Source organism: Janthinobacterium sp. 67, from assembly GCF_002797895.1.
GTDB lineage: Bacteria > Pseudomonadota > Gammaproteobacteria > Burkholderiales > Burkholderiaceae_D > Janthinobacterium.
Map to the genome: position 1 here is coordinate 2,429,027 of NZ_PGES01000001.1, position 24,763 is coordinate 2,453,789.

Consider the following 24,763-nt stretch of genomic DNA (forward strand, 5'->3'; position numbering starts at 1 on the left):
ATCGTTGCAAGTGCGCAACATGATTTCTCCAATACAGAGTTTTTCAGATGAAAAAGGAAAGGGAATTCAGGCGGCTATCGAAGCCTGTCCAAGGCTCTTTTACAGGGCCAACAGCTGTTGACGCTTGCCATATGTCAACGTATGCTACTCCGAGATTTCAATAAAGTAACTATGACAAAAAGGGTTTTTCAAAAAACAATATTGATTGCAAACGGAAAATATTATTCCTTTCGCATTTGATGGCATTGCAACCGTGGGAGAGTGATGATGGCTGATGTATATCTGGGACAAATCATGATGAGCGGCTTTGGTTTTGTGCCGCGTGGATTTGCAGCATGTAACGGGCAATTGCTACCAATTGCGCAGAATCAGGCGCTATTTTCACTGCTGGGTACGTACTACGGGGGTAACGGCAGTACCACCTTCGCCTTGCCTAACTTGCAAGGCACCACCCCGGTCGGCGCAGGCAGTTCTGCGGACGGTTCCTGGCAGCCCAGCCCCTACCCGATCGGTACGCGTGCCGGTGCGGAAGCTATCACTTTGACATTAAGTCAGATTCCACCGCATACGCATGCGCTCAATGCCTCGACCGCTCCCGGCACCACGAAGAACCCCACCAACACGCTGTATGGCGGCAGCGGCGCGGAAGCCATCTATGGCACGGCGGGCCCGCAAGTACCCTTGAACAACCAGACATTGGCCCAGACAGGCGGCAACCTGGCGCATACGAATATGCAGCCATTCCAGGTACTCAATTTCAATATCGCCCTGAGCGGCACCTACCCTTCGCGCAACTAACGTGTCCGCCACTTCCCACGGAGCCCAGTCATGTCCACACCCTATGTCGGCGAAATCCGCCTGTTTTCCTTTCCCCGCATTCCCACCGGCTGGTTTGCCTGCGACGGCAGCCTGAAACCGATCTCCGAATACGAAGTGCTGTACATCCTGCTGGGTACCACCTACGGTGGCGACGGCGTCAATACCTTCGGCGTGCCCGACCTGCGCGGCCAGGTTCCCCTGCACCAGGGTACGGGCCCGGGCCTGACGCCACGCGTCATGGGGCAAAAAGGCGGCAGCGAAACGGTGACCTTGCTGCAGACCCAGCTTCCCGCGCATACGCACGTGGTCAGTGCGCTCAGCTCGCTGGCGACGGTGAATACGCCAGCGGCCAACACACAGCTGGCAGCCCCGGTCAATAACGACAAGATGTACACCAGCAGCCTGACTGGCCTCACCACCTATGCATTGGCGCCTGCGGCAACGGGCAGCGCTGGCGGCAACTTGCCGCATGAGAACACCATGCCCACCCTGACGGCGTCATTTTGCATCGCATGGGCAGGCATTTTCCCATCCCAGCAATAACATCAGGCAGGCAAGCGCAGCCCATCAAATCGATCAGGAGAACCTACCGTGACAACACCATACCTTGGCGAAATACAAGTCTTCGGTTTCAATTACACCCCCTACGGCTGGGCCAGCTGCAATGGCGCCACCCTGCAGATACGGCAAAATACCGCGCTGTTTTCATTAATTGGTACGCAATATGGCGGCGACGGGGTCAACACCTTCCAGTTGCCCAACTTCACGGGACGCGCGCCTTGCAGCCAGGGCCAAGGGCCGGGCCTGACACCACGCGTGATGGGCGAAACATTCGGCACCAACACGGTCCAGCTGGACGCCACGCAGATCCCCGCGCACACGCATCAACTGACCTTGAGCCGCCAGACCGATCCCAGCCTGCAACGCAACGTGCCGCAAACGGGCGATGGCCTGACCAGCATCACCGGTACGAACGCCTTCGTGCCGGCGGCAACGCCCAACACCACCTTGTCTCCCCAGGCAGTCGCCTCGGCCGGCAGCGGGCAGGCGCACGAAAATCGCCAGCCCATGCTGGCCCTCAATTTCTGCATCGCCCTGCAAGGCGAGTTTCCCGCGTTTGATTGACGGTTGAACGGCGGACAGGCGGCGCCACACGGCGCCCGCCTGGCCCGCCCGGCGTCCGCGCCGTTCGACAAGCAGCTCAGTTGAACACGGCCTGATACAGAAAACCGTGGCTGTCACGCGCCACCGGCACCAGGAATATCCCCACCTCGCCAAATGCATCATGCTGCAGCTGAAAGATTTTTTGGCTAAAGACGATGGCGGAGCTATGGTGGAACAATAAGCTGAACGGCGCGCGCAGCATGCCCTCCAGCGTAGCGGACTGCAAAGGACGCACCTCCTTCAGGATGAAAGCGGCATGCCCGTCGCTGACCGAGACAAATGTATCGTTGACGCGCGTGGCGAAGTGTTCCAGAGTCAATACATTCATCATTGCAGGTATTCCATTCCATGAGCGCTGTGACTGAAGCAATGATTTATTCTAATGCAAGCATTACCGCTTTGGCACAGCTTTTGGCATGAAATTCTCCCCTTCCGCGCGCGGCAACAATGCGGCGGCCCGGGCCATCAAGCCCGTCCGCCCACATCGTTTCGCCAACTAGCGCATAGCCTCCAGCAAGCCCGGCGCGAACTCGGCGCCATGCTTGACCTGCGCGGTGGACGCCTTCAGGGTGGCGCCAATCGGTTCGGCGCGGCCAGACAGGCATTGGCCCAGGAAGTTTTCCGTCACCGCATTGAAGGCGATGTTGTTGACGGGCCGGGCAAAGCCGTGGCCTTCATCGGGGAACAGCACATACGTGACGGGAATATTCTTCGCCGCCATGGCCGCCACGATCTGGTCCGACTCCGCCACGTTGACTCTCGGGTCGTTCGCGCCCTGGCCGATCAGCAGCGGACGCTGGATGTTGTGCGCAAAGTTCAGCGGCGAACGTTCCTTCAGCAGCGCCTTGCCCTCTTCCGTCGTCGGGTCGCCCATGCGCTTGTAGAACTGCTGCTTGCCCGCTTCCCAGTACGGCGGGATGGTTTGCAGCAAGGTAAACAGGTTCGACGGGCCGACGATGTCGACACCGCAGGCAAACGTCGTCGGCGTGAACGCCATGCCGGCCAAGGTGGCGTAGCCGCCGTACGAACCGCCCATGATGGCCACCTTGTCGGCCGTGGTCACGCCGCTCTTGACGGCCCATTGCACGGCGTCGAGCAGGTCGTCATGCATCTTGCGGCCCCACTGCAGGTCGCCGGCCGAGATGAACTGCTTGCCGAAGCCCGTCGAGCCGCGGAAGTTCACCGACAGCACGGCATAGCCGCGGTTGGCCAGCCACTGGTGGTAGCCGTTGTAGCCATAGGTGTCGCGCGCCCACGGGCCGCCGTGCACCAGCAGCACCATCGGCACGGCCTGCATGGCCTTGCCGCCGGCGGTGGCCTTCGACGCCTGCGGCAAGGTCAGGTAGGACACCAAAGTCAGGCCGTCGCGCGCCTTGATCTGCTGCGGATACATGGGCACCAGCGGCGCGCCTTCCAGTTCGGGCCGGGTCACGTATAAACGCGTGAGCTTTTTGGTCTTGCGTTCGTACAGCCAGCTCGATGGCGGCGCCGTGACGGCGTCGACGGACACCAGCCACTTGTCGTCGGCGTCCGTGCGCGACGTCACCGTGAACTGGCCCTGCGTGTTTTTCTTCAGGAAAGCCAGATCGGCTTTCAGTTCGTTCGTCAGCGGCAGATATTCCTGCTGCAGATAATTGACAGTATAGGCTTGCACCTGGCCCGTGCGCGTATCGTACAGCGCATCGGCGATGTCGGAACGCGGGTCTTGCGCCACCACCGTGCTCTTGCCGCTGGCCACGTCCTGCGCCAGCAGCGCCGAAGTATTGCGGCCGCGCGAATCGGTCCAGTACAGGGTCTTGCCGTCGACCGTAAACGCCAGCGGCGCCGTCGTCTGCGAGTCTTCCAGGCCCACTTCGGCCAGCGGCGTACTCTCGACCTTGCCATCGGTCAGGCGAAAATACTGCATGCCGCCATCGGCGCGCGCCTTGCTGCCGATGCGCAGGTTGAGCAGTTCGTCGGCCAGGTAGCCGCCATAGCCATCGTTCTGCTGCACCAGGGTCAGCTTGCCGCTGGCCAGGTCCAGGCTGTACACGTCGTGCCAGCGCGCATCGCGGTTATTGATGCCGACGAGGATGCGGTCCTTCACCTTGCTGCTGATCTGCACGATCCGCACGCGCGTCTTCTCGAACGGCGTGTAGTTGACCTGTTTGCCGCTCGCCACGTTCACGCCGTACAGCAGGAAATTCTCGTCGCCGCCCTTGTCCTGGATAAACAGCAGGGTCGTCGAATCGGGCGACCAGAAGCTGCTGCGGATGGGCCGCACTTTTTCTTCCGTCAACGGCCGCGCCTGTGCCAGGTCATTGGCCGGCGCCACCCACACATTGAGCACCCCGTCGCGCGGCGCGATCCACGACAGCCACCGCCCATCGGGGCTGAGCTTGCCGCCGGACTTGCTGGGATTGCCGAACAGCTTGGCCCGTTCGATCAGCGGCGTTTCCTTGACAGGGGCTTGGGCGTGCGCCGGCAGTGCGCCAGCGAACAACAGGACAGGCAGGACATAGCGAATCATGGATACCTCATGGTTGTGAAATGAAGGAAAACTTGATAATTGTGCATGTGCCTGCACATCATAGGCCAAAGCCATATCGCCGGGTTGATGACAGTGATGGAGGACGCAAATCGAGGGATGGGATGCGGGAAAGGGAGCATGGAATGCGATGCGGACGACCCCCTCAAGGCCGGGCCGCCCTCGATGGGCTAGGCCTGCGGCACAGCCGTCGTCGTTTTCTTCGCCTCGGCCAGTATCCATTGCGTGAATGCCTGGATGGGTTTTCCGCTCAAGCCGATGGGCTCGGGGAGGACGATGCAAAAGGTCTTGGAGATGGTTTTCCCATCGGGCCACGGAGCGGCCAAGCGGCCTTGCGCCAGCTCCGTTTCCACGTAAAGGCGCGGCACCAGGGCGACGCCGAGACCGGCCAATGCCGCCTCGATCAGCATGGCATGCAGATCGTAGCGCGCACCGGTCGCAGGATTGCCCAGCGCGACTCCAGTTTCCCTGGAATAACGTTCCCAGGCATCCGGGTTCTGCCGCCGATGCAGACGCGGCAGCGTGTCCAGTGCGGTTGCGCCTTTCAGAAGCGCGGGATGGCAAACCGGAACCAGCACCTCATGCGACAGTGGGTACGTACGCATTCCTGTCCAGGCCGGGTGCTCGAAATGGAGCGCGGCATCGAAGCCGCTGCCGGCAAGAACGAAGGGGTGCATGCGTTCGGTGAGATGCACAGTGATGTTCGGATGCTGCCGCTGGAATTGTGGCAGGCGGGGAATCAGCCACCGCATGGCGAACGTCGGGATGACGGCAATGTCGAGGCTGGCACCATCGATGGGTTGTCCCATCAGGTACTGGCTGTCGCGCTCCAGCCGGTCGAGCGATTCGCGCACTTGCGCCGCATAACGCTCGCCGTTCGGCAACAGCCGCACGCGATTGCCGACTCGTTCAAACAAGGTAACGCCAAGAAAGACTTCCAGCCGGCCAATCTGGCGGCTGATCGCCCCTTCCGTCAGCGACAACTCCGCCGCCGCCCGGGCGAAACTGCCATGGCGGGCGGCCGCCTCGAAGGCCATCAAAGCGGCGTTGCTGGGGATCTTGCGGCGCATGGGAGTTCCTGGGACGGAGCCAGGCAAACGGCTCACCTTGATGTTTAATCATGGAAGCATACCAAAAAATCGATTTATATGGCGAAACTCAGGGTGCACAATGACTGAACATCAACAAGGAAGGCCGGTGCGCAAAGCGTCCGGCCACGAACGATCTCATGATATATACCGTCGAATGCAGCTTTGCCGATCCCGCCAGCGAAGCGCAGTGGAATCATTTCTATAGCCTGGAAAAACTGCCCGCCCTCATTTCGGTGGGCGGCTTCCATACCTCGCAGCGCTTCAAGGCCTTGAGCGCCGGCTGCCCGGCCTACCTCGCCATGCATACGATCGACAGTCTCGATGTGCTACAAGGAGAAGAGTATCGCCAGAAAGGCGGCGGCAATTTCGCGCGCTGGCAGCAGCACATCAGCGACTGGCACCGCAATCTGTATGCCGGCCTTGAGCGCGCCCCGGCCATCGGCGCAGACGACTATCTGGTGACGAGTACGGTCGGCCCGGAACCGCTCATCGACATGGGCCTCGCGCCCTGTCGGATGCAGGCTGTTGCATTGGAAAGATTTCCCGAACATCGATGGGTGGCGAAGATGGAGCGCGCCATTGCCCCCGGCATGGAAGCGCTTCCCGAGGGCGTGCATCTGTATGCGCCCATGACCGCTCAATTGACGAATGGCAGCGATATCGCCGTGCACATTTCGCGGTAGAGGCCACATGCCCAACGTGACGATTTTCATGCCAACAGAAAAGATGCCGCCAGATACGAATCTGGCGGCGCTCACCGACCAATGTACGCAACTCTGCACAGGGATGCTTGAAGCCGCGCTGGAGAACGTGCACGTCATCTATGTCGGTGTCCGTCATGGCCGGGGGAATCCGGCTTATGCGGAAATCCGATACCGGCTTGTACCGTCCAGGACGAAAGCCGTCATGGAGGCGTTCATGGAAAGGCTGGAGGCCATCATCAAAGCAAATACGGGCCTGGCCGCACGCATCCGCTGTTTTGGCTATGCGCCCCCGGCCATCCATGCACGCAATTGATTATCAGATAGGAATACGGCAATGGATCACATACTATTTCCCAGCCAGCAGATAGGCGAGTTTTCGATCACGGCCATCAGTGACGGCTACCTGTCCGCCAGTCTGGATTTGCTCTCCAATATCGATAGGATGGATGCGTCAAAATTGCAGCAGGACGCGGGAGTGAACGATCCCTCTTCCATCCATATCAACTGCTATCTGGTGCGCGGCCTTGGCCGCACGATCCTGATTGATGCGGGTGCAGGCGGATTCAAGCACTGGGGCGGCAAGCTGAAAGTCAATCTTGCGCTGGCTGGCGCACTACCTTCCGACATCGACACGATACTACTGACGCATGCGCATCCCGATCATGTCGGCGGGCTGCTTGATGCGTCAGGAGAAGCCGCCTTTCCCGACGCGCAGCTGGTGGTCCACCAGCACGAGGTTGCTTTCTGGGAGGACGATGGCAATCTCAGCCGGGCAAGTGAGCGCGCTCGCGGCAACTTCCTGTTTGCCCGCAAGGTGTTTGACAAGTACCGGGAGAAGATGCGCCTGTTTACCGGGAACGAAGTTCTCCCTGGCATTAGTGCCATGCCCCTACCGGGGCATACCGCAGGGCATTCCGGTTATCGCATCGAATCCGCTGGCCGCAGTCTGTTGATTTGGGGGGATATTGTCCACTTCCCTCAAATCCAGATTGCGCGGCCCGAGGTATCCATTGCATTCGACCAGGATCCCCTGCTGTCGGCCGCAACACGCTCGACACTGCTCGATGTGGTCAGCGCCGACAACATCCTTGTCGCCGGCATGCACCTTGGCGAACTCGGCTTCGCACACATCCGGCGCAAAGGCGCTCTCTACAGGATAGTCTACGAAGCCTAGCGCCGGCGCGCGCACAGGCAGGTCAAGGCCTGCCGGCGAGTTGCTTCGTCCGCGGAAGCGACCCGGCGCCTTCACAGCCGTCGCTTGCCTGCGCGCAGATCTCCCAGCCGCCGCCCAGCGCCTTGTAGATGCTGACAACGGCAAGCCGCTGGTTGGTGCGGGCGACGGCCAGCGCACGCCGGCTGGCGAAGTCGGCCCGTTCCGCTTCGAGCACGTCCAGGTAGAGGCCGGCGCCTGCCGAAAATTGTAGCCTGGCAAGACGCGCAGCCTCGCGGTTTGCCGCCGACTCCAGCATCCGCAAGCCTAGCGTGCTGCCTGCCGTGTCATAAGCCTTGAAGGCATCGTCCGTTTCCTGGAGTGCGCGCAGGACGGCCCGGTCGTAGGCGATCAGGGCTTCCCGGGCGCGTGCCTCGCTGGCGGCGACGCGGGCGCGCACGCGCCCCGTGTCGAGCAGATTCCAGCGGATGACGGGGCCGAGAAAGCTCGATTGCATGCCGGCGTCGCCCATCGCATCGAGGCTGCCCGCGACGAGTCCGATGGAACCCGTTACCTGGACCTCGGGATACAGGCCCGCCGTCTCCACCCCGATGCGGGCGGTCGCCGCGGCAAGGTTGCGCTCGGCCTCCGCGATATCGGCGCGCCGCGCGAGGAGCCCGGCGGGATCGCCCACGGCAATCGTCCGCACCGTCAGCGCGTCCCTTGGCGGCGTGGCGGCGGGAAGGCTGAACGTCTGCGGCACTTCGCCAAGCAGGACGGCCAGTGCGTTGACGGAGGCCGCGCGGCGGCGCTCCAGTTCCGGCGCGGCCACCTCCACCGAGCGCAGCAAGGCCTCGGCACGGAGCCGGTCGAGTTCACTGGCAGTGCCTGCGCTCACCATGCGTTCGACCAGCGCCAGGCTGTCGCGCTGGCTTTGGGTGATGCTGGCCACGACAGCGAGTTCAGCTTCGATGCCGCCCAGCTCGAACCAGGTGGCAGCCACTGCGGCGGCGACGCCCGCCTGCACGCCGCGCAGCAAGGCCTCGCGCGAGCCCGCCTGCGCCTGGCCCGCCTCCACGGACCGCCGCACGCGGCCGAACAGGTCGATTTCCCAAGACGCATCGACGGTGCCGCGATAGCTTTCGCTCTGGCGCGGCTGGCCGGGCAGCGTTTCGCTCTTGCTCAGGCGGCGCTTCTCATACCCGAGCGCGGCGCCGCCTTGCGGCAGGAAGCCCTGCCTGTCTTCGCGCAGCAAGGCTTTTGCCTGCGCGAGCCGGGCGGCAGCGATGCCGACGTCGTGGTTGGCCGCCAGCGCCCGCTGGATCAGGGCGACCAGCGCCGGGTCGTCGAAGCTGCGCCACCACTCTACCTCGACCGCTCCCGGCACAAGACCGGCGTAGGCCTGGCCTGCGCTGCCGGAAAACTGCGATGCGGACAGCGGCGGCGGCAAGGGCGGCGCATAATCGGGTCCGACCGCGCAGCCGGCCAGCAACGTGAGCCCACTCAATGAGACTAAAATTGTTTGATACGGGCGATTCATGTCGTGCTCCTGTGCATGCTTGTCTGGGTCGTTGGCTTGTGGCGTTCGAAGCGGACCGCCAGGGCGCGCATCACCACATAAAACACGGGCGTGAGGAACAGTCCGAACAGTGTCACGCCCAGCATGCCGGCGAACACCGCGATGCCCATGGCCTGGCGCATCTCGGAGCCGGCGCCACTGGCGAAGACCAGCGGCACGACGCCGGCGATGAAGGCAAGCGAGGTCATCAGGATGGGCCGCAGCCGCAACCGGCAAGCCTCGATGACGGCATCGAGCGCGCTCGCCCCTTCCATTTCCAGGCTACGGGCGAACTCGACAATGAGGATGGCGTTCTTGGCGGCCAATCCGACAAGCACGATGAGCCCGATCTGCACGAAGATGTTGTTGTCGCCACCCGCCAGCCACACGCCGATGATGGCGCTCAGCAAACACATCGGCACGATCAGCAGGACGGCCAGCGGCAACAGCCAGCTGTTGTACTGCGCGGCCAGGATCAGATAGGCGAGCAGCACGCACAGCGGGAAGATGAACAGCGCCGAATCGCCGGCCAGCTTTTGCTGATAGGTAAGGTCGGTCCATTCAAAGCTCATGCCTTCAGGCAGCACCTCCTTGGCCAGCTGTTCCATGACCGCCACCGCCTGTCCCGAACTGACACCGGCCATCGCGCCGCCCGAGATGTCGGCCGAGGGATAGCCATTGTAGTGAACCACGCGGTCGGGACCGGAACTGGGCGTGACGGTGACGAACGACGACAAGGGCAGCATGTCGCCGGCCGCATTGCGCACCTGCAAGCGGCCGATGGCCTCGGCCTGCATGCGATGCTCCGCATCGGCCTGGGCCGTTACCTTGTAGGTCCGGCCGAAGCGGTTGAAATCGTTGACATAGAGGGAACCGAGATAGATCTGCAGCGACTCGAACACGTCGGCCAGGCGCACGCCCTGGCTCTTGACCTGGGTGCGGTCGATGGCGACCTCGAGCTGCGGGGCATTGACGTCCAGGCTGGTCATGAGTCCGGCCACCTGTCCCGACTCGCTGGCCTTGGTCATCAGGATATGCGTCTGCCGCACCAGGGCATCGAGCCCGGCGCTGCCACGGTCCTCGACCAGCATCTTGAAGCCGCCGGTCGCGCCAAGGCCGGGCACTGGCGGCGGCGGGAACACGCCGAGGAAACCGTCGGGAATGCCGGCGAACTTCGCCTGCAGGCGCCCGGCGATCGCATTCGCCGTGAGATCGGGCGTCGTGCGCGCCTTGAACGGGTCAAGCATGACGAACATGACGGCCGCGTTCGGCACGTTGACGAAGCCGTTGATCGACAAGCCGGGGAAGGCGACGACGCTTTCGACGCCAGGCTCGGCCAGCGCAATCCTGGACATTTCCTTGGCGACCGCGTCGGTCCGGTCCAGCGATGACGAGTTGGGCAACTGCGCGATCGCCACCAGATAGTATTTGTCCTGCATCGGCACGAAGCCGGGCGGCACGGCCTTGAAGCCGAAGAAGGTCAGCGCGAGCAGGCCGCCGTAGACGAGCAAGGCCACGCCGCTGACCCTGACGACTTTGCGCACCGTGTTGCCATAGGCATCCGGCGCGCGCTGGAACGGCCGGCCCAGCATCTGCAACAGGCGCTCGGCGCGGCCACGCAGGCTGCGCGGGTCAGGCACGGCGCCAGCCTTGCGGGGTTTGAGCAGCAGGCCGGCAAGCGCCGGGCTGAGCGTGAGCGAATTGACGGCCGACAAGATGGTCGAGATGGCGATCGTCAGCGCGAACTGGCGGTAGAACTCGCCCTGCAAGCCACTCAGGAAGGCGGTCGGAATGAACACGGCGGCAAGCACCGAGGTGATCGCGATGATGGGGCCCGTGACCTCATCCATGGCGCGCCTTGCCGCTTGCCTGGGCTCCTCGCCATTTTCGATGTGGCGTTCGACGTTCTCGACTACCACGATGGCGTCATCGACGACGATGCCGATCGACAGCACCAGGCCGAACAGGGACAGGGTGTTGAGCGAGAAGCCCATCAGATGCATGACGGCGAAGGTGCCGATCAGCGACACAGGTACCGCCATGAGGGGAATCAGCGACGCGCGCCAGTTGCGCAGGAACAGCACCACCACGATGACGACGAGAATGATCGCCTCGAGCAAGGTCGTTGCCACCGATTCCAGCGAGGCACGCACAAACACCGTCGGGTCATAGGCGATGCGCGAGCTCAGTCCTGCCGGGAAGTTTTCCTCCAGCCGCTGCATGGTATCGCGTACCGCCTGCGCAACGTCGAGCGCATTGGCGCCTGGGCTTTGAATGATTTGCAAGGCGACGGCCGGCTCGCCGTCCAGCAGGCTGCGCAGCGCATACGCGTCGGCGCCCATCTCGATGCGGGCCACGTCGCGCAAACGCGTCACCTGGCCTTCGGCGCCCGTGCGGATGATGATGTCGCCGAACTGTTCCTCGTCGGTCAAGCGTCCGAGCGTGTTGACCGTCACCTGGAAGGCGGCGCTGGAATCGGGCGACTGGCCGACGGAACCGGCGGCCACCTGCACGTTCTGTTCGCGCACGGCGGCAATCACCTCGCCGGCCGTCAGGCCGCGTGCGGCGATCAGGTTCGGGTCGAGCCATAGCCGCATGCTGTATTCGCCCGCGCCCCAGACGAGGACGTCGCTGATGCCGGGAATGCGGGACAGCTCGTCGCGCACCTGCAGGTAGGCGTAATTCGAGATGTACAGGGGATCGTAGCGCTTGTCGGGCGACAGCAGGTGCACCACCATCAGGATGTCCGGCGAGGTTTTCTGCGTGACGACGCCCTGCCGCTGCACTTCTTCAGGCAAACGCGGCAGCGCACGCGCGACCCGGTTCTGCACCTGGACCTGCGCCATGTCGGCATTCGTCCCCTGCGCGAAAGTGACGGTCAGGGTCATGCGGCCGTCGGTTGCCGATTGCGACGACATGTACTGCATGCCCTCGACCCCGGTGATGGCCTGCTCGAGCGGCGCCGCCACCGTTTCGGCGATCACCTTGGGATTGGCGCCAGGATAGGCGGCGCTCACCTGCACGGTCGGCGGCGTCACGGCAGGATACTCGCTGAGAGGCATCTGGAAGAAGGCGACGATGCCGGCGAGCACCATCAGGACCGAGAGGACGATGGCAAAGATCGGACGGTCGATGAAGAAACGTGGGAAGGACATTACGCGGCTCCCGAGGTTTTCGGCACGGCGACGGGCGTGCCGTCGATGCCGGCCGGCTGCGGCGTCACCTGCATGCCAGGGCGCACGAGACCCTTGACGACGATGCGCTCGCCCGGCTGCAGCCCCTGCTCGATCACGCGCAAACCGTCGACCATCGGACCAAGCTCGACGGGACGGAACTCCGTCTTGTCGCCTTTGCCCACCACCAGCACATAGCGGCGCCCCTGGTCCGTGCCTATCGATTGATCGGACACCAGCACCCTGGCTTGCTGCGCCCCCGTCTCCAGCCTGACCTTGGCAAACAGGCCGGGCGTGAGTTTCCCATCGGGGTTGTCGACCACGGCGCGGACGCGCACCGTGCCCGTGCCGCGGTCGGCGGCGTTGGCCAGGAAATCGACGCGGCCGGGACGTACATATGTCTTGTCCGTGGCCAATGCCACCATGACCTTGGCCGCCTGCGCCCCACGCGCGGTGGCGCTGGCGCGGCCGGCGGCGAGCGAGCGCAAATAGGTGCGTTCATCGACATCGAAATACACGTGCAGGGGATCGATGGAAACGATCGTCGTCAGGGGCGTCACGCCGCTGGCGACGTAGTTGCCCTCGGTCACCAGCACTTGGCCGACACGTCCGCTGATCGGCGCCGTGACGCGCGTAAAACTTAGCTCCAGCTGCGCGGCGTCGAGCGCGGCCTTGGCGGCGTCGACCTGTGCCTTGCCCGCATGCAGGGCCGCCGTCGCCACGTCGAGACGGTCGCGCGCGACAATCTTCGTGGCGAACAGCTGTTCAGCCCGTTCATGCTCGGCCTGCGCCAGCATCGACGCCGCCTCGGCCTCGCGCAGGCGCGCCGTGGCGGCATGCACAGCCGCCTGGAACACGCGCGGATCGATCACGAAGAGCTTGCTGCCCTTCTCAACAAAGCGGCCTTCCGGCACGCTCACGTCCTGCAGGTAACCGGCCACCTGCGGGCGCAACTCGACCCGCTTGACGGCGGTCAGCGAGCCGTTGAACTCGACGTACGGTGTTGCCTGGCGCACGATCACTTCGGCAACGGGAACGCCGGGCGGCTTGGCCGCAGCGGCAGGCGATGCCGTCTGCTTGCATCCGCTGACGGCAAGCGCGGTACCCAGCACCGCGGTAATCAGGGTTATTGGTGTGACTTTCATCATTGTGCCTTTCGCGACTGGAGTCGACATGGTTTTGTTGAGCTGAAACAACTCCCATGACCTTTATCCGACCTGACACACTAGGAAGGTCAAGCATTTTCAAGTTTGCGCGCTGTACCGGACGGAGTTGTTATCGACAATGTGCCGGGCGGGCGCCTGGCCGGGCGCAAGGGTGCGGACTTTGCCGTACTTGGGCAAGCTGATTGCGGTGCGCAGATTGCCCCGCCGCCGAGTTGCCCGGTTCGTTACAATGGGGATGAAACTGCCGGTCGAAATTGCCTTGGCGTCACCCCTATCACTTTGCGCATCAGGCGCCGAAGTGCCGTCGTATCGACATAGCCCACGCGCTCAGCCACTTGCTCAACCGTCAGTTTGCTCGTTTCGAGCAGCATGCGTGCCTTGTTGAGCCGTACGCTCTGCAGCAATGCCGACGTACTGCGCCCCGTGGCGAGGCGCACGTGCCGCGAGAGCGTGCGCTCGGACATGCAAAATTCCGCCGCCAACGCCGCAACGCCGGGCGGATCGGGCAAGGCGGACTCGAAACGTTCCACCAGCTTCGCGATCAATGCATTGCCATTGGCGAGCATGGCAGGAACGATGAATTGTGCCTGGGATTGTCTGCCATCGATCAACAGCGCGCGCGATACGGCGTCGGCAAGCACCGGGCTGAACTGCGTGCTCAACAGGTGCAGCATCAAATCGGTCTGCGCGAGCGCCGCTCCGGCGGTCACGACCGTTCAATCGCGTATCACCATGCGGTCGGCATCGACCACGCAGCGCGGCTCGAGCTGCTGCAATAGCGGCGCCAGCCACCATGACGTACTGACCCGTCGTCCTGCCAGCAGACCGGCGGACTGCAGCAGAAAAACGGCCGAGCACGACGCTGCCACGGTACCTCCTGCTTGCACATGCGCTTGCAAGGCCTGCACGGCCCGCAGCGCGTCGGGCTGCGCCAGGCGCTCCTTGATGGCGGGCGGACTCTCCAGGCCGAGGCCGGGAATGATCCAGGTAGAACCATCCGGACGAGCGGTTTTCGGCAGAATTGTGGCGTCGATGGTCATGCCGTGCCCAAGCTTGATGGCGCCCTGCGTTGTGACCACACGCCAACGCGGCGTCGCGCAAGCGGCAGTGGCAGCCAGCGACGCGGCGGCCGATAACATATCGAGGGTCAGCGCGACACTCGACGCAAAGGCGCCTGACAAGACCAGAACCGTGAAATCATGCATTGGCTGAAATAGCTCGAAATATGTCAAAACAGACACTGTGAGTCTGCATCAATCGAGGTTGTAATACAAGCTCCGATCCACACACAGAAAAGCTGACCATGCCTAACATTCTCGTCAAGATACCGAAAGGTGCATTTCCAAGCGAACATCGCGCCATCCTGGTACAAAAGCTCAACGACGCTGCCGCCGCCGCGGAGCAAATTCCCGACGACCCGCGGAAACGGTCAATGTGCTGGGTGCTCATCGACGAAGTGGAGCCAGGCGCTTGGACCTGCGGCGCAAGCGACATGAGCGCACGATTGCTGCCCTGCCTTGCCGTGATCTACGTTCCGGCCGGCGTCCTGGACGACGCGTCCCAGGCCATGTATGTCGATTTGGTCCACGCGGCGTTCCAGCAATCTCTGCCAGCGGCCGAGAAACGGCAGTTGGCGACATCCGTCATCCTCCACCATGTCGTCGACGGCACCTGGGGTGTCAATGACGCCATCTGGCGACTGCCCGACTTCGCACAGGCAGCAGGCTATGCGCACCTTCAGGCATTGCTTCCCCGCGCCTGACGCGGTCAAAACGCGGCCTGGCTGCGCCGGCACCATCCGGCGGCAGTTCGCTGCCGGACTCGATGGACGAGCCGGGCGCCATTGCATTACGCCACGACGACCGACTCCATTTGAGAGCAGACCGCCGCGACAGCGGTATCGGGGGCATGGTATCGAGTTCCAGTTCTGCCTTGGTAATGTCCCTTTAACCCCGGACCACACGAATAGGCCACCGCTCACCCGATGGAGCCATGATGTGACGGCAGGGTTGAGCTTGACGCGAGCGCTGGCACGCCCACCTGATCAATCTGGTGTAGGCGGTCGGAAGGCCTGAGCTATCAAGGCGTGCAAGCGAAATTCTCCGCCTTTTCGGGATCGCCATTGCCGCGGTAGCGCGCCACTTGCGGATACGGGCAAAGTGGGCGGGTCCGGCCCGGCCATGGCGTGTCCGGTCCGGCGCTGGCCTCGAGACGGTCCGGCGCGCGGCCGTGCTCCACCCAGTCCACCATCGCCGCCAGGGAATCGAACTGCGTCGTGGCCGGACCGCCCGAGCAGTGGCACATTCCCGGCACAGGAAACACCCGCGCGAACTCGCCGGCCCGGCCATGCTCGCGCCGGTTCAACTGCTCGAACCAGTCGAGCGTGTCGGCCAGCGAAAACACCGGATCGGATTCGCCATGCGGAACCATCAGGCGGCCGTGACGCGCCTTGAAGCGCGTCAGGTCGGTCGAGCGCGCGGAGATGTCTTCCCAGGCCGAGTGCCGGAATGGCGCCGCCACCGCCTGGACCTTGGCCGCCGCGCTGTCGAAGTCAAGTCCGACCTGATAGTCGGCCAGCGCCTGCGGTCCCGGCGGCAACATCACCGGCGGCGTGCTGAACACCGAGGCCAGCGCCTGGCCACCCAGCACCACGTTAAGCGGCGGCACCTGGCCATCTTCCGAGCCGATCTTCCATACGCGCCACGCCGGACTATCGATCCCGGACGGCCAGTACCAGCGGCTATAGAGAGACTGACCGGCGCTGCCCAACGGCCCGCGCATCGATTCGACCAGCGCGTCGATCTGCGTCACACTCAGGCAGCCGGCCGTCGCGCCACCGGCCGTACAGGTCTTTTTGCGCAGCTGCGCCAGCACCTTCGGATCGGTGCAGCGGTCCACGTCGGCGACCATCCCGTCGCGCAGGCCATCGTCGGCGTCGCAGGCGTCGAGGACGGCCTCGCGCACCAGCTTGAGCTGCACGCCGTTGAAGGCGGTATGCAGGCGCGACACGTCGAAGCCGGCGCCGCCGGGCGCCTGGATAACACGGCTGAAGGCGCGCGTGTCCCAGGCCTCCGCCAGGGCCGCCTTGGGCAGCGCGAAGCCCGGTGCGGAAGCGATGATGCCATCGAATATTTCGGGGTAGCGCTGGGCGAACGCCATGCCCTCCTGCCCGCCCTTGGAACAGCCGACGAAATAGTTATAGCGCGGTTTTTGTCCGTAGTACTGGCGCACCAGCCAAAGGCCGGCGTCGGCGCTGCGCTTGAGCGACGCGTGGCCGTAGTCGCTGCGCGCGGTCGGATCGGAACCGAACACCATCGCTCCGCCGCGCAGCGGGTCGTTGTTGCTGGCGTTGTCGTGGCCGGAGTCCTGGCTCAGCACCGCGTAACGCCGTTCGATGGCGGTGTCGTCGGCGCCATACAGCTTGCCGGTGGCGTCGCCGATGTCGCCGTTGCTGCCGCCACCACCCTGGAACAGGAAACGGTTGTTCCAGTCCGACGGCAGCCTCAGGCGGAAACGCAGGGAGTAACGCTGGCCGTCGGCCTGGCGCGCCGGCGTCTCGGCGATCAATTCGCAGTGGGCCGGCAATTTGGCCATGCGCGCGCCGCCCTGCTCCAGGCGGATTTCCTGGGGCTCGCCCTCGGCATGATAGATCGCCTGCCGCACGCGGAAAGTGCTGGAGGTACTGGACGGTGGCGCCTTGTCAGCCATCGCCAGGCAACGTTGCTCGAAGCTGGCGCCGAAGGACGGTGCGGTGGCGATGGCGCCCAGGCAGGCGAGCAGCACCGCGGCGGCAGGCGGGCGTTGTTTGTATCGAACGAAGCAGCGTGTCATGGTGTTATCCCGATGTGATTAACTTGATAAAAGCGAAGCCGGACGGCACCCCCTTGATTCGGCAGGGCGTGGCGTCAGGATTCGACGTGGCCGATTAAAAAGGCCACCGTCTTGGCGATGGCGCGCCGGGCTTCCGGGCTGGTGTCGGCCATCGTCTGATGCACGTGCGGCATGCCCTCGTAGGCATCGAGCGTCACGGCGACGCCGCCGGCGGCCATCGCCTGGTACAAGCGCACCGAGTCCGACAGCAAGACCTCGCGCAAGCCGCATTGCACCAGGGTCGGCGGATAGTTTTTGCTGTAGTTGCCATACACCGGCGAGGCGTACGGATTGCGCCGCTCGCCTGCGCCGACATAGGCGTCGCGGCTCGGCCGCAATGCTTCCTTGGAAACGATGGGATCGGCGGTGGCCAGGGTGAGCAAGGTGTCGCCCTGGAAGTCGAGATCGGCCCAGGGCGACCACAGCGCGGCGGCGGCCGGCAATGGTATGTTGCGGTCGCGCATGCGCAGCAAGGCGCCCGCCAGCAGGCCGCCGCCGGCCGAGTCGCCGAAGCAGCCGATCCGGCGCGGCGCGTAGCCATTGGCGTAGAGTGCGGAGAACACCTTGCCCACGTCGTCGGTGGTGCGTTCCCACTTCGCGCGCGGCGCCGTGGTGTAGTCGATCGAGACGACGCAAAAGCCCGTCGCCAGCGCCATTTGCGCCGGCGCCAGCAGCGTCGAGCCGGCCGTGCCGAGCGTGTAGGCGCCGCCGTGGGCATACACGATCAGGCAGTCCCGGCGCCGCACGTGCGGCGGCTCCAGCCATATCACCGGCACGCCGCCGAGCGTGTCCTTGCGCGATCGCACGCCGGTGGCGGCGACGCGCTCGCGGCTCATTTCCTCGAACATCGCCGCCAGGCGCTGGCGCAGGGCATCCCAGGCTTCCACATCGTCCGGCGACGGCAGCGCCGGTTTGGGGAAGGCCGCCAGGTCCGCGAACATCTTGGGCCAGCCGGCCGACACCGTCGGGGGCAGCGGTATCAGCCCCGGCGCCGCCGAGACTGGCGTCGCCGCCCGGGCCGCTCCGTGCGCCGCAACGGCGGCCGCCAGCGCGCCGCACGCGCTTAAAAAGGCGCGCCGTGGCGCCGTCTGCACTGCCTTGAAATCGGACTCGCTCATGCTGTTACTCCTTGACGGTAGGTGTGGCGGCGCGCCCGGTTGACGATCCCTTCTCGGGCAATCGGCTGAGCGCCGATTCCAGCACGCTTTTCATGCGCGCATAGCCCCGGTTGTTCGGATGGACGCCATCGTTCGAAAAGTCCGCGCGGAACGCGCCATCCGGCGCCGCCAGCACGGCATGGTAGTCGACGTAGACCAGGCCCTCGGTGACCGCCAGCGCCTTGAGCCAGCGGTTCAGCGACTCGATGCGCGCCGGCGTGCCGGGACTGGGCCGCCAGGGCATGCTGGCCGCCGGCGGGATGCTCGCCAGCAGCACGGCTATGCCCTGACGCTTGGCGATCGCCACCATGGCCTCGATGTTGTCCTGATAGCGCCGCGCCGAAGTGGGACCGGTGTTGCCGGCGATATCGTTGGTGCCCGCCATGAGGTGGACGAAACGGGGCCGCAACGCCACCACGTCGGCGGCAAAGCGCAACAGGATCTGCGGCGAGGTCTGTCCCGCGATGCCGCGATTGAGCCAGCGGTCGCCGAACACCCGGGCCGCCGACTCGGACCACAACTCGGTAATCGAGTCGCCCAGGAAGACACCGTCGACGGCGGTGCCGGCCGCCTTCACGACGGCGTTGGCGGCGGCGTAGCGGCACAGGTCCGGCCAGTCGAGCTGGCGCCGCGTCTCCTCGGCCCGCGCCCGCTGCGCCATGACCGGTCCGGTAAGCAGGCGCTCCAGTTCGGCGGGACGCATGGCGCCGGGCTCGATGAACATGTCGACCAGCGCGCGCGGCACGTCGGGCAGCGCCGGCAAGCCGTCGCAAGGTGCCTCGACCATGCCTTGCGTGTTCGGGGATGGCGTCGCGGCGGCCGCCGGCAGCGCGCAGCACAGCGCGGCGGCAGCGGCGGCCAGGCGCCTACGCGCCAGAGTTGTCAAGTGAGTCGTCATGATGATCCTCATTAAATAATGTAGCGACAAAATCGATGAAATTGCGCCGCCAGACGGGCCATGCATGCGCGCCATCGACCACTTGCCAACGGTGCGCGACGCCGCGTGCGGCCAGCCAGTCGGCGAAGCCACGGACGTCGTCGAACAAAAAGTCGTCGCGCCCGCAACTGAGGGACAGGTGCGGCACCGCCACCGGCGATGGCGCCTGCCGCAGGCAGGCCTCGAAGTCGCCCTCGAACATGAAGGTGGCGGGGCTGAACGCGCCGACATGGGCAAAGCGGTGCGGCGCGTTCAGACCGACGAACAGCGCCTGCGCGCCGCCCATCGACAAGCCGCCGACCGCCCTGCCCCGCCGCCCGACATCGACCGAGTAGCTCCGCTCGACCAGCGGCAACACCTCGTCGAGCAGACTGGCGCCCAACAGCTCGATATTGCGCAGCGCTACCCCGGCGGACGGCGGCGGCAGGTCGCTGGCCATGCCTGGATCGCAATGCCCGGACGGGCATACCACCAGCATGGGCCGGCAGCGGCCGTCGTGAATCAGCGCGTCGAGCATGACGTCGGCGCGGCCGGCGTTGAACCAGGCGCCGGCGGTATCACCCAGGCCATGCAGCATATACAGCACCGGGTAGGCGCGGCCGGAACGCCGGTCATAACCGGGCGGGGTGTAGACGTGGAACTCGCGGTCGCCGCCGATGGCGGCGGAGCGGTAACTATGGCGCGCCACCAGCCCGCGCGGCACGTCGCCATGCTGCCACGGCAACGCAGCGGCGTCGGGCTGGCCCGGCAGCAAGACCATGCTCTCCCCCAGGCCCGTGCTGGACGGCTTGATCCACGGGTTGGCGGGGTCGAGTACGGACACGCCGTCGATGACGAGCCGGTAGCAATACAGGTCTGGCGGCAGCACCGGGCTGCTGCCGCGCCAGATGCCGTCGGCGGCGCGGTCCAGCGGCAGCGGCACCGCCAGCGCGTCGAGCTCGACCCGCACCTGACGCGCCGCCGGCGCCTCCACCCGGAAAATCAGCGAGCCGTCGCCGCCCACTTCGGGCGAACGGATGGCTGGCCGAAAGACTTTACTTAGCATGCGCTGGACTCCGTTGGTTGGATATTGTTGAATGCGCGGTCACGTTCAATAAAAGGTGTAGCCGACACGCAGGCCGAAGCTGCGCCGCGGCATGTACGACGCGATACTGAGCGCCACGATCTGCGTGTTGGTGGTGTAGACCTTGCGGTCCTCGGCGTTGTAGACGTGGGCGTTGACGTTCCAGCGCCTGTCCTGGCTTTGCCAGTCGAGGTTGAGGTCGGTCTTGCTGTAGGCCTTGCGGTAGCCGAGCAGCGGATCGGTGCTGGAGAGGCTGTCGATGACCGAATGGCTGCCGCTCTGCCAATACGTCTGGATCGATGGCGTCCATTGCCCGTTGGCGCCCAGCTCGACGGTATGGGCGTAGCGCAGGCGTGCGCTGACCTTGGGCGCGTTGGGCAAGCGGCGGCCGCTGTTGTCGAGCGGGGCGGTGTTGATCGGCGTCGGCGCGAAATTGTTGTACAGCGCGTCGACGGCGTTGGCGTTGTCGATGCCCGGCGCGACGGTGCCGAACTTGGCGTCGAGCAGGGTAAGAAAGCCCTGCAGATGATCCTGGCGCGTGACCCTCCAATCGAGCTCGGCCTCGATGCCGCGCACGCGCGCGGTGGCCGCGTTGCCGGTCACGACGGTGTTGTTGCCCGACAGATTCTTGCCGATGGTGCTCACCTGCAGATCCTTGTAATCCATGCTGAAGGCCGTCAGATTCAGACCCAATGTGTCGCCCCGCAGCCGGCCACGCCATCCCGCCTCGAAGCTGGTCAGGGTCTCGGGCTTGTAGGTCAGGTACGGAGTCGCCACGTTCGGCGTGACGCCGCCGCCGCGATAGCCGGTCGACACGGTGGCGTACAACATGTCGGTTTTGCTCAGGTCAAACTCGGAGGTCACTTTGTAGCTGGTGTTGCGCGAGCTGGTGGTGCCGGAAGCGTTGACCGCCGGGCCGAACGGCACGCCGCACGGCAAGTTGGCCGCCAGCGCCTGCATGGTCCCGTACTGGCAAGCCTGGGTGTCGGTGTCGGTCAGCGCCGTGTCGCGCGTGCCTCGCAGGCCCAGGGTCATGCGCCAGACATTGGAGACGCTGTAGGTGGCTTGGCCGAAGGCTGCCCGGGAGGTATTCTTCAACGCGTTGTTGCGCACTGCCGCGTCGAGGTTGCCATAGCCGGACGGCAGGTTGCCCACACCGGGGGCGAAGGCGAAGCCCGGCGGCAGCACGCCCGCCAGCGGCGCCGGCAGCACGTTGCCGATGCGCACCCCATAGAGTCCGGTCTGCTTGTCACGGTAATCGTACAGGCCGCCGACCAGTTTGAGGCGGTCGCTCTCGTAATTGACGTTCAATTCGTGGCTGCGGGTGATGGTCTTGTTGTCTTTGTTGTAGAGACTGAAGATGCCGGAGTTGAGGTCGACGCCGTTGTTGACCAGCTTGGTCAAGCCGGCCAGGTAGGTCACCGTCCAATCGTCGTTGACGGCCCACACCAGCGATGAACGCAGCCCCGTCTGGGCCAGATCCTTGCGGATGCCGGTGCCAGTACCGCCGCCGCCGATGCCGCCGACGTTGGTGTCGACCGGCACGGTGACACGCTTGCCCAGGGTGCCGGCGGCGATGTTGGCGTCGGGGAAGTAGTTATAGGCGACGCTGTGGGCCGCCGCAATCGTGCCCTTGTCTTCCAGCTTGCTCAACGACACGTTCCATTTCAGGCTGTCGCTCAATTGCCAGGCCGCAGCCAGACGCGCGCTCGACAGGTCGACCTTGCCGTAGCGACTGGAGACCGCCCTGCCCGGCTCGTCACCATCGCTGGTACGCCGCAGTGCGGAGGCGCGCAGAAGCAGCGTCTCGGATACCGGCACATTCACCACGGCGCGCGCGGTCACGTCGTTGTGGTCGCCATAACTGACGTCGCCGAACAGTTGCTGGCGCGCGGTCGGACGCGCGGTGATCACATTGACGACGCCGACGGTGGCGTTGCGGCCGTACACCGTGCCCTGCGGGCCGCGCAGCGCTTCGATGCGGCCGACGTCGTACAACCCGAGGCTCAGCACTTGATAGTTCGGTTCGTAGATGCCGTCGACATGGACCGCGACCGTCGAATAACCGCCGAAAGAGGCGTTGCTGCCTATGCCGCGCATCGAGAAGCCGTTGCTGGCAACGGCCATGTTGGGCACCGACGAGGCGATGTCGGTCAGCGAAGTGATGCCCTGGGCATCCAGCGCCTTCTGGCTGACCACGCTGACCGCGAGCGGCGCCTTCGACAGCACTTCCGAACGGCGCTGGGCGGTGATGGTCACCGCTTCGAGCGTGCCCGTGTCGGCTGCCTTGACCGCGGCCTCCTGCGCGTGGGCGCCAGCGGCCTGCACCAGCATGGCGCACGCCAGGGAAAGGGGGGTGAGTTGAAACTTCATCTGGTCTCCTTGATTTTTTAGTTTCCGAGCTTGTCCTCGTGCTCGACGCGCCGCCACCCCGGTCGTACCGGGTTTTGATGGCTAGCAATCTGAATGTCGCTTTTGCGCAATCGATTGCTCACTATCGCATTTCCGGGGATTGCCTGCAATAACTTAATTTTTTGTTGTTAAAAGCTAACAATTCAAATGGGAAGAAACTTTTATAATGATTTTGAAGCTGAAAACGTGTATGCAGGAATGGGCATTTTGCGCAATCGGTTGCCTTTTCATCGGACACGTGCGTTGCGAAGGTTGGGCACGCCCGGTGTAAGATGCCCGGCGAGCGAGCATCGCCATTTTTAAATAGTTATCGGGATTCACAATGACTGACAAGAAGCAGCCGGACGACAGCTTGGTTTCACCTTTCCAGCGGCCATCGCGCACGCAGATGGAAGACATCGCGCGCATGGCCGGCGTGTCGCGCTCGACCGTGTCGCGGGTGCTGTCCGGAACCGGGCGCATCGGCGAGGAAACCCGCAAGCGCATCACCGAACTGGCCAAAACGAGCAATTACAGCGTCGATGCCAGCGCCAGGAATCTGCGCCTGAATCAAAACCGCACCATCTCGGTGGTGGTGCCGTACGACCCGGTCGAGCAATTGCCGCTGTCGGAACCGTTCTTTCTCACGCTGATCGGCAGCATCGCCGATGCCCTGACCGCATGCGGCATGGACATGCTGCTGTCACGGGTGTCGGCCGACCGTCTCGATCTGGCGGCGGAGGCGTACAAGGGAGGGCGGTGCCTCGGCTTTATCCTGATCGGCCAGTGGGGGCATCATGACCAATTGACGGCGATGGCCGTGCAAGGCTTGCCCTTCGTGGTGTGGGGCGCGCGGCTGCCCGGGCAATTGTACGGTTCGGTGGGCGGCGACGACGTGCAGGGCGGCTTCCTGGCGACGTCGCACTTGCTGGACGCGGGCGTGCGGCGCATCGCCTTCCTGGGCGACACGGCGCTGCCCGAGATCAGCCAGCGCCACACCGGCTATCTGCAGGCCCATCACGCGCGCGGGCTGGTTCCCGCCGCCGACCTGACGCTGGCGGCCAACCAGTCGCGCGAATCGGTGGTCGCCGCGATCACCGAGCGCTATCCGCGTGACGGCGGCTTCGACGGAATTTTCGCCTCCACCGACCCGATGGCGATGAACGCGATCGGCGCATTGGCGGCGCTCGGCAAAAAAGTGCCTGACGACGTGCGCGTGATCGGCTACGACGACATCATCACCGCCTCCAATTTTCAGCCGCCACTCAGCTCCGTGCGCACGCCGATGATCGACGCCGGCAAGGCGCTGGTCGACAGTCTGCTGGCGCAATTGTCGGGCACGCCGCCGCGGCAGTTGCAGCTCGCATCGTCGCTGGTGATACGGGAGAGCAGCGGCAGCGGACCGCGCGCCGCAAGCTAGCCGTTCGCGACCACTGGCATCACGATTTGCCCGCAGGTTCGCCCGCAGGTTCGCCCGCCCCTGTATGCATCCGCCACCAGATCGAGCCGGTCGGCTGACGCACCGCCCTGCCCTCGTCCTGGCGGCAGACGCCGTTCACTGCTGCCCCGGCACACCCTTGCGCAGCAGGATGTTGCCGTACTTGCGGCGCTCGCCGGTGACGACGATGGCGAAGGCGGCGCGCGAGCGTGCCAGAAACTCCTGGCGCCCAATGCGGGCGATCGCCGGCGTGTCCGGCCAGCAGCGGTCGATGGCGGCGCGAAAGTCGCGCTCCAGCTCCGGGTCGCAGCGGTCGTGCGCTTCGGGCTGCATCATCGCCACCGGCGCGGCGACGTAGTCGTCCAGGCACAGCAGCGGCAGCACGCCGGCCAGCAGCTCGGCAGCCGTGCTGCCGTCGCAGCGGATCACCAGGTCGTTGTTGCTGTGGCCCGGATAGTAGGCGTCGACCACAGCGATCTCGTCGCCATGGCCCATGCGCGCCAAGGCGTAGAGCAGCTCGGGGCTGACGCAGGGATGGATTCCAACAAGCATGTT

22 protein-coding genes are annotated in these 24,763 nt (G+C 64.6%); 8 read left to right on the forward strand and 14 right to left on the reverse strand.

Translation table 11 applies throughout. The features are described from left to right. The first annotated feature begins 264 nt into the window (after positions 1-264). From CLU90_RS10930 to CLU90_RS10940, 3 genes are read left to right on the forward strand one after another with little or no spacing between them, the layout of a single operon-like run. Positions 265-798, forward strand: coding sequence for a phage tail protein (locus CLU90_RS10930; protein ID WP_314607724.1), 534 nt, complete (start codon positions 265-267; stop codon positions 796-798). A 30-nt stretch (positions 799-828) separates the two neighbouring features. Further along, on the forward strand, positions 829-1,362 hold the full coding sequence (locus CLU90_RS10935) for a phage tail protein (RefSeq protein WP_092710429.1): 534 nt from the start codon (positions 829-831) through the stop codon (positions 1,360-1,362). 48 nt (positions 1,363-1,410) lie between these two features. After that, a complete protein-coding gene (locus tag CLU90_RS10940) occupies positions 1,411-1,944 on the forward strand; it encodes a phage tail protein (protein WP_092710431.1) in 534 nt (177 codons plus the stop codon). Between the two features lie 76 nt (positions 1,945-2,020). On the opposite strand, the gene CLU90_RS10945 is transcribed toward CLU90_RS10940, so the two are convergent. From CLU90_RS10945 to CLU90_RS10955, 3 genes are all read right to left on the reverse strand, one after another. After that, positions 2,021-2,314: a DUF6916 family protein gene (locus CLU90_RS10945; RefSeq protein WP_232731160.1), complete on the reverse strand. Its 294-nt coding sequence runs from the start codon at positions 2,312-2,314 to the stop codon at positions 2,021-2,023. 165 nt (positions 2,315-2,479) lie between these two features. Next, the gene (locus tag CLU90_RS10950; protein ID WP_100427924.1) at positions 2,480-4,492 is read right to left on the reverse strand and encodes a S9 family peptidase; all 2,013 of its coding nucleotides are present in this window, start codon (positions 4,490-4,492) and stop codon (positions 2,480-2,482) included. A 188-nt stretch (positions 4,493-4,680) separates the two neighbouring features. Next, complete coding sequence (locus CLU90_RS10955; protein WP_100427925.1) at positions 4,681-5,580, reverse strand: LysR substrate-binding domain-containing protein; 900 nt, start codon at positions 5,578-5,580, stop codon at positions 4,681-4,683. 158 nt (positions 5,581-5,738) lie between these two features. Between CLU90_RS10955 and CLU90_RS10960 the strand changes: the two genes are divergently transcribed. Genes CLU90_RS10960 through CLU90_RS10970 form a run of 3 tightly spaced genes read left to right on the forward strand, consistent with a single transcriptional unit; the run spans position 5,739 to position 7,479 of the window. Continuing rightward, positions 5,739-6,284, forward strand: coding sequence for a sugar ABC transporter (locus tag CLU90_RS10960; protein WP_100427926.1), 546 nt, complete (start codon positions 5,739-5,741; stop codon positions 6,282-6,284). A 7-nt stretch (positions 6,285-6,291) separates the two neighbouring features. Continuing rightward, positions 6,292-6,618 (forward strand): hypothetical protein, encoded by a 327-nt coding sequence (locus tag CLU90_RS10965; RefSeq protein WP_100427927.1) that lies wholly within the window; start codon positions 6,292-6,294, stop codon positions 6,616-6,618. Positions 6,619-6,639: 21 nt separating this feature from the next. Then, a complete protein-coding gene (locus CLU90_RS10970) occupies positions 6,640-7,479 on the forward strand; it encodes an MBL fold metallo-hydrolase (protein WP_100427928.1) in 840 nt (279 codons plus the stop codon). 22 nt (positions 7,480-7,501) lie between these two features. On the opposite strand, the gene CLU90_RS10975 is transcribed toward CLU90_RS10970, so the two are convergent. From CLU90_RS10975 to CLU90_RS30185, 5 genes are all read right to left on the reverse strand, one after another. Next, positions 7,502-8,995: an efflux transporter outer membrane subunit gene (locus CLU90_RS10975; protein WP_100427929.1), complete on the reverse strand. Its 1,494-nt coding sequence runs from the start codon at positions 8,993-8,995 to the stop codon at positions 7,502-7,504. Beyond that, positions 8,992-12,168, reverse strand: a complete 3,177-nt coding sequence (locus tag CLU90_RS10980; RefSeq protein WP_100427930.1) for an efflux RND transporter permease subunit — start codon at positions 12,166-12,168, stop codon at positions 8,992-8,994. Before CLU90_RS10980 ends, CLU90_RS10975 begins: the two co-directional genes overlap by 4 nt. After that, positions 12,168-13,334: an efflux RND transporter periplasmic adaptor subunit gene (locus tag CLU90_RS10985; RefSeq protein WP_269799995.1), complete on the reverse strand. Its 1,167-nt coding sequence runs from the start codon at positions 13,332-13,334 to the stop codon at positions 12,168-12,170. Before CLU90_RS10985 ends, CLU90_RS10980 begins: the two co-directional genes overlap by 1 nt. Before the next feature lie 242 nt (positions 13,335-13,576). Further along, positions 13,577-14,062, reverse strand: a complete 486-nt coding sequence (locus CLU90_RS30180; protein ID WP_332870863.1) for a helix-turn-helix domain-containing protein — start codon at positions 14,060-14,062, stop codon at positions 13,577-13,579. Positions 14,063-14,068: 6 nt separating this feature from the next. Continuing rightward, complete coding sequence (locus CLU90_RS30185; RefSeq protein WP_332870864.1) at positions 14,069-14,593, reverse strand: DJ-1/PfpI family protein; 525 nt, start codon at positions 14,591-14,593, stop codon at positions 14,069-14,071. Between the two features lie 62 nt (positions 14,594-14,655). Here CLU90_RS30185 and CLU90_RS10995 point away from each other — a divergent pair, with 62 nt between their 5' ends. Then, positions 14,656-15,114 (forward strand): tautomerase, encoded by a 459-nt coding sequence (locus tag CLU90_RS10995; RefSeq protein WP_100427932.1) that lies wholly within the window; start codon positions 14,656-14,658, stop codon positions 15,112-15,114. A gap of 317 nt (positions 15,115-15,431) precedes the next feature. Here the strand turns inward: CLU90_RS10995 and CLU90_RS11000 are convergent, their stop codons facing one another. The 5 genes from CLU90_RS11000 to CLU90_RS11020 all read right to left on the reverse strand — a co-directional run bounded on the left by CLU90_RS11000 (position 15,432) and on the right by CLU90_RS11020 (position 22,752). After that, a complete protein-coding gene (locus tag CLU90_RS11000; protein ID WP_100427933.1) occupies positions 15,432-17,183 on the reverse strand; it encodes a tannase/feruloyl esterase family alpha/beta hydrolase in 1,752 nt (583 codons plus the stop codon). Positions 17,184-17,257: 74 nt separating this feature from the next. Next, complete coding sequence (locus tag CLU90_RS11005) at positions 17,258-18,340, reverse strand: alpha/beta hydrolase fold domain-containing protein (RefSeq protein WP_100427934.1); 1,083 nt, start codon at positions 18,338-18,340, stop codon at positions 17,258-17,260. Positions 18,341-18,344: 4 nt separating this feature from the next. After that, positions 18,345-19,277, reverse strand: coding sequence for a GDSL-type esterase/lipase family protein (locus CLU90_RS11010; RefSeq protein WP_157808804.1), 933 nt, complete (start codon positions 19,275-19,277; stop codon positions 18,345-18,347). After that, complete coding sequence (locus tag CLU90_RS11015) at positions 19,246-20,361, reverse strand: alpha/beta hydrolase (protein ID WP_100427936.1); 1,116 nt, start codon at positions 20,359-20,361, stop codon at positions 19,246-19,248. The genes CLU90_RS11010 and CLU90_RS11015 overlap by 32 nt, the downstream gene beginning before the upstream one ends. Before the next feature lie 45 nt (positions 20,362-20,406). Next, entirely contained in the window at positions 20,407-22,752 is a 2,346-nt protein-coding gene (locus CLU90_RS11020) for a TonB-dependent receptor (protein WP_100427937.1), read from the reverse strand. 361 nt (positions 22,753-23,113) lie between these two features. Between CLU90_RS11020 and CLU90_RS11025 the strand changes: the two genes are divergently transcribed. Beyond that, on the forward strand, positions 23,114-24,190 hold the full coding sequence (locus tag CLU90_RS11025; RefSeq protein ID WP_232731161.1) for a LacI family DNA-binding transcriptional regulator: 1,077 nt from the start codon (positions 23,114-23,116) through the stop codon (positions 24,188-24,190). A gap of 135 nt (positions 24,191-24,325) precedes the next feature. On the opposite strand, the gene CLU90_RS11030 is transcribed toward CLU90_RS11025, so the two are convergent. After that, positions 24,326-24,760, reverse strand: coding sequence for an RbsD/FucU family protein (locus CLU90_RS11030; RefSeq protein WP_092710474.1), 435 nt, complete (start codon positions 24,758-24,760; stop codon positions 24,326-24,328). Between the last annotated feature and the right edge of the window lie 3 nt (positions 24,761-24,763).

Coding starts and splice junctions, on each gene's coding strand:
- CLU90_RS10930 (WP_314607724.1), top strand. CDS start 265: ATGATGGCTGATGTATATCTGGGACAAATCATGATGAGCGGCTTTGGT.
- CLU90_RS10935 (WP_092710429.1), top strand. CDS start 829: ATGTCCACACCCTATGTCGGCGAAATCCGCCTGTTTTCCTTTCCCCGC.
- CLU90_RS10945 (WP_232731160.1), bottom strand. CDS start 2,314: ATGATGAATGTATTGACTCTGGAACACTTCGCCACGCGCGTCAACGAT.
- CLU90_RS10950 (WP_100427924.1), bottom strand. CDS start 4,492: ATGATTCGCTATGTCCTGCCTGTCCTGTTGTTCGCTGGCGCACTGCCG.
- CLU90_RS10955 (WP_100427925.1), bottom strand. CDS start 5,580: ATGCGCCGCAAGATCCCCAGCAACGCCGCTTTGATGGCCTTCGAGGCG.
- CLU90_RS10960 (WP_100427926.1), top strand. CDS start 5,739: ATGATATATACCGTCGAATGCAGCTTTGCCGATCCCGCCAGCGAAGCG.
- CLU90_RS10965 (WP_100427927.1), top strand. CDS start 6,292: ATGCCCAACGTGACGATTTTCATGCCAACAGAAAAGATGCCGCCAGAT.
- CLU90_RS10970 (WP_100427928.1), top strand. CDS start 6,640: ATGGATCACATACTATTTCCCAGCCAGCAGATAGGCGAGTTTTCGATC.
- CLU90_RS10975 (WP_100427929.1), bottom strand. CDS start 8,995: ATGAATCGCCCGTATCAAACAATTTTAGTCTCATTGAGTGGGCTCACG.
- CLU90_RS10980 (WP_100427930.1), bottom strand. CDS start 12,168: ATGTCCTTCCCACGTTTCTTCATCGACCGTCCGATCTTTGCCATCGTC.
- CLU90_RS10985 (WP_269799995.1), bottom strand. CDS start 13,334: ATGATGAAAGTCACACCAATAACCCTGATTACCGCGGTGCTGGGTACC.
- CLU90_RS10995 (WP_100427932.1), top strand. CDS start 14,656: ATGCCTAACATTCTCGTCAAGATACCGAAAGGTGCATTTCCAAGCGAA.
- CLU90_RS11000 (WP_100427933.1), bottom strand. CDS start 17,183: ATGACACGCTGCTTCGTTCGATACAAACAACGCCCGCCTGCCGCCGCG.
- CLU90_RS11005 (WP_100427934.1), bottom strand. CDS start 18,340: ATGAGCGAGTCCGATTTCAAGGCAGTGCAGACGGCGCCACGGCGCGCC.
- CLU90_RS11010 (WP_157808804.1), bottom strand. CDS start 19,277: ATGACGACTCACTTGACAACTCTGGCGCGTAGGCGCCTGGCCGCCGCT.
- CLU90_RS11015 (WP_100427936.1), bottom strand. CDS start 20,361: ATGCTAAGTAAAGTCTTTCGGCCAGCCATCCGTTCGCCCGAAGTGGGC.
- CLU90_RS11020 (WP_100427937.1), bottom strand. CDS start 22,752: ATGAAGTTTCAACTCACCCCCCTTTCCCTGGCGTGCGCCATGCTGGTG.
- CLU90_RS11025 (WP_232731161.1), top strand. CDS start 23,114: ATGACTGACAAGAAGCAGCCGGACGACAGCTTGGTTTCACCTTTCCAG.
- CLU90_RS11030 (WP_092710474.1), bottom strand. CDS start 24,760: ATGCTTGTTGGAATCCATCCCTGCGTCAGCCCCGAGCTGCTCTACGCC.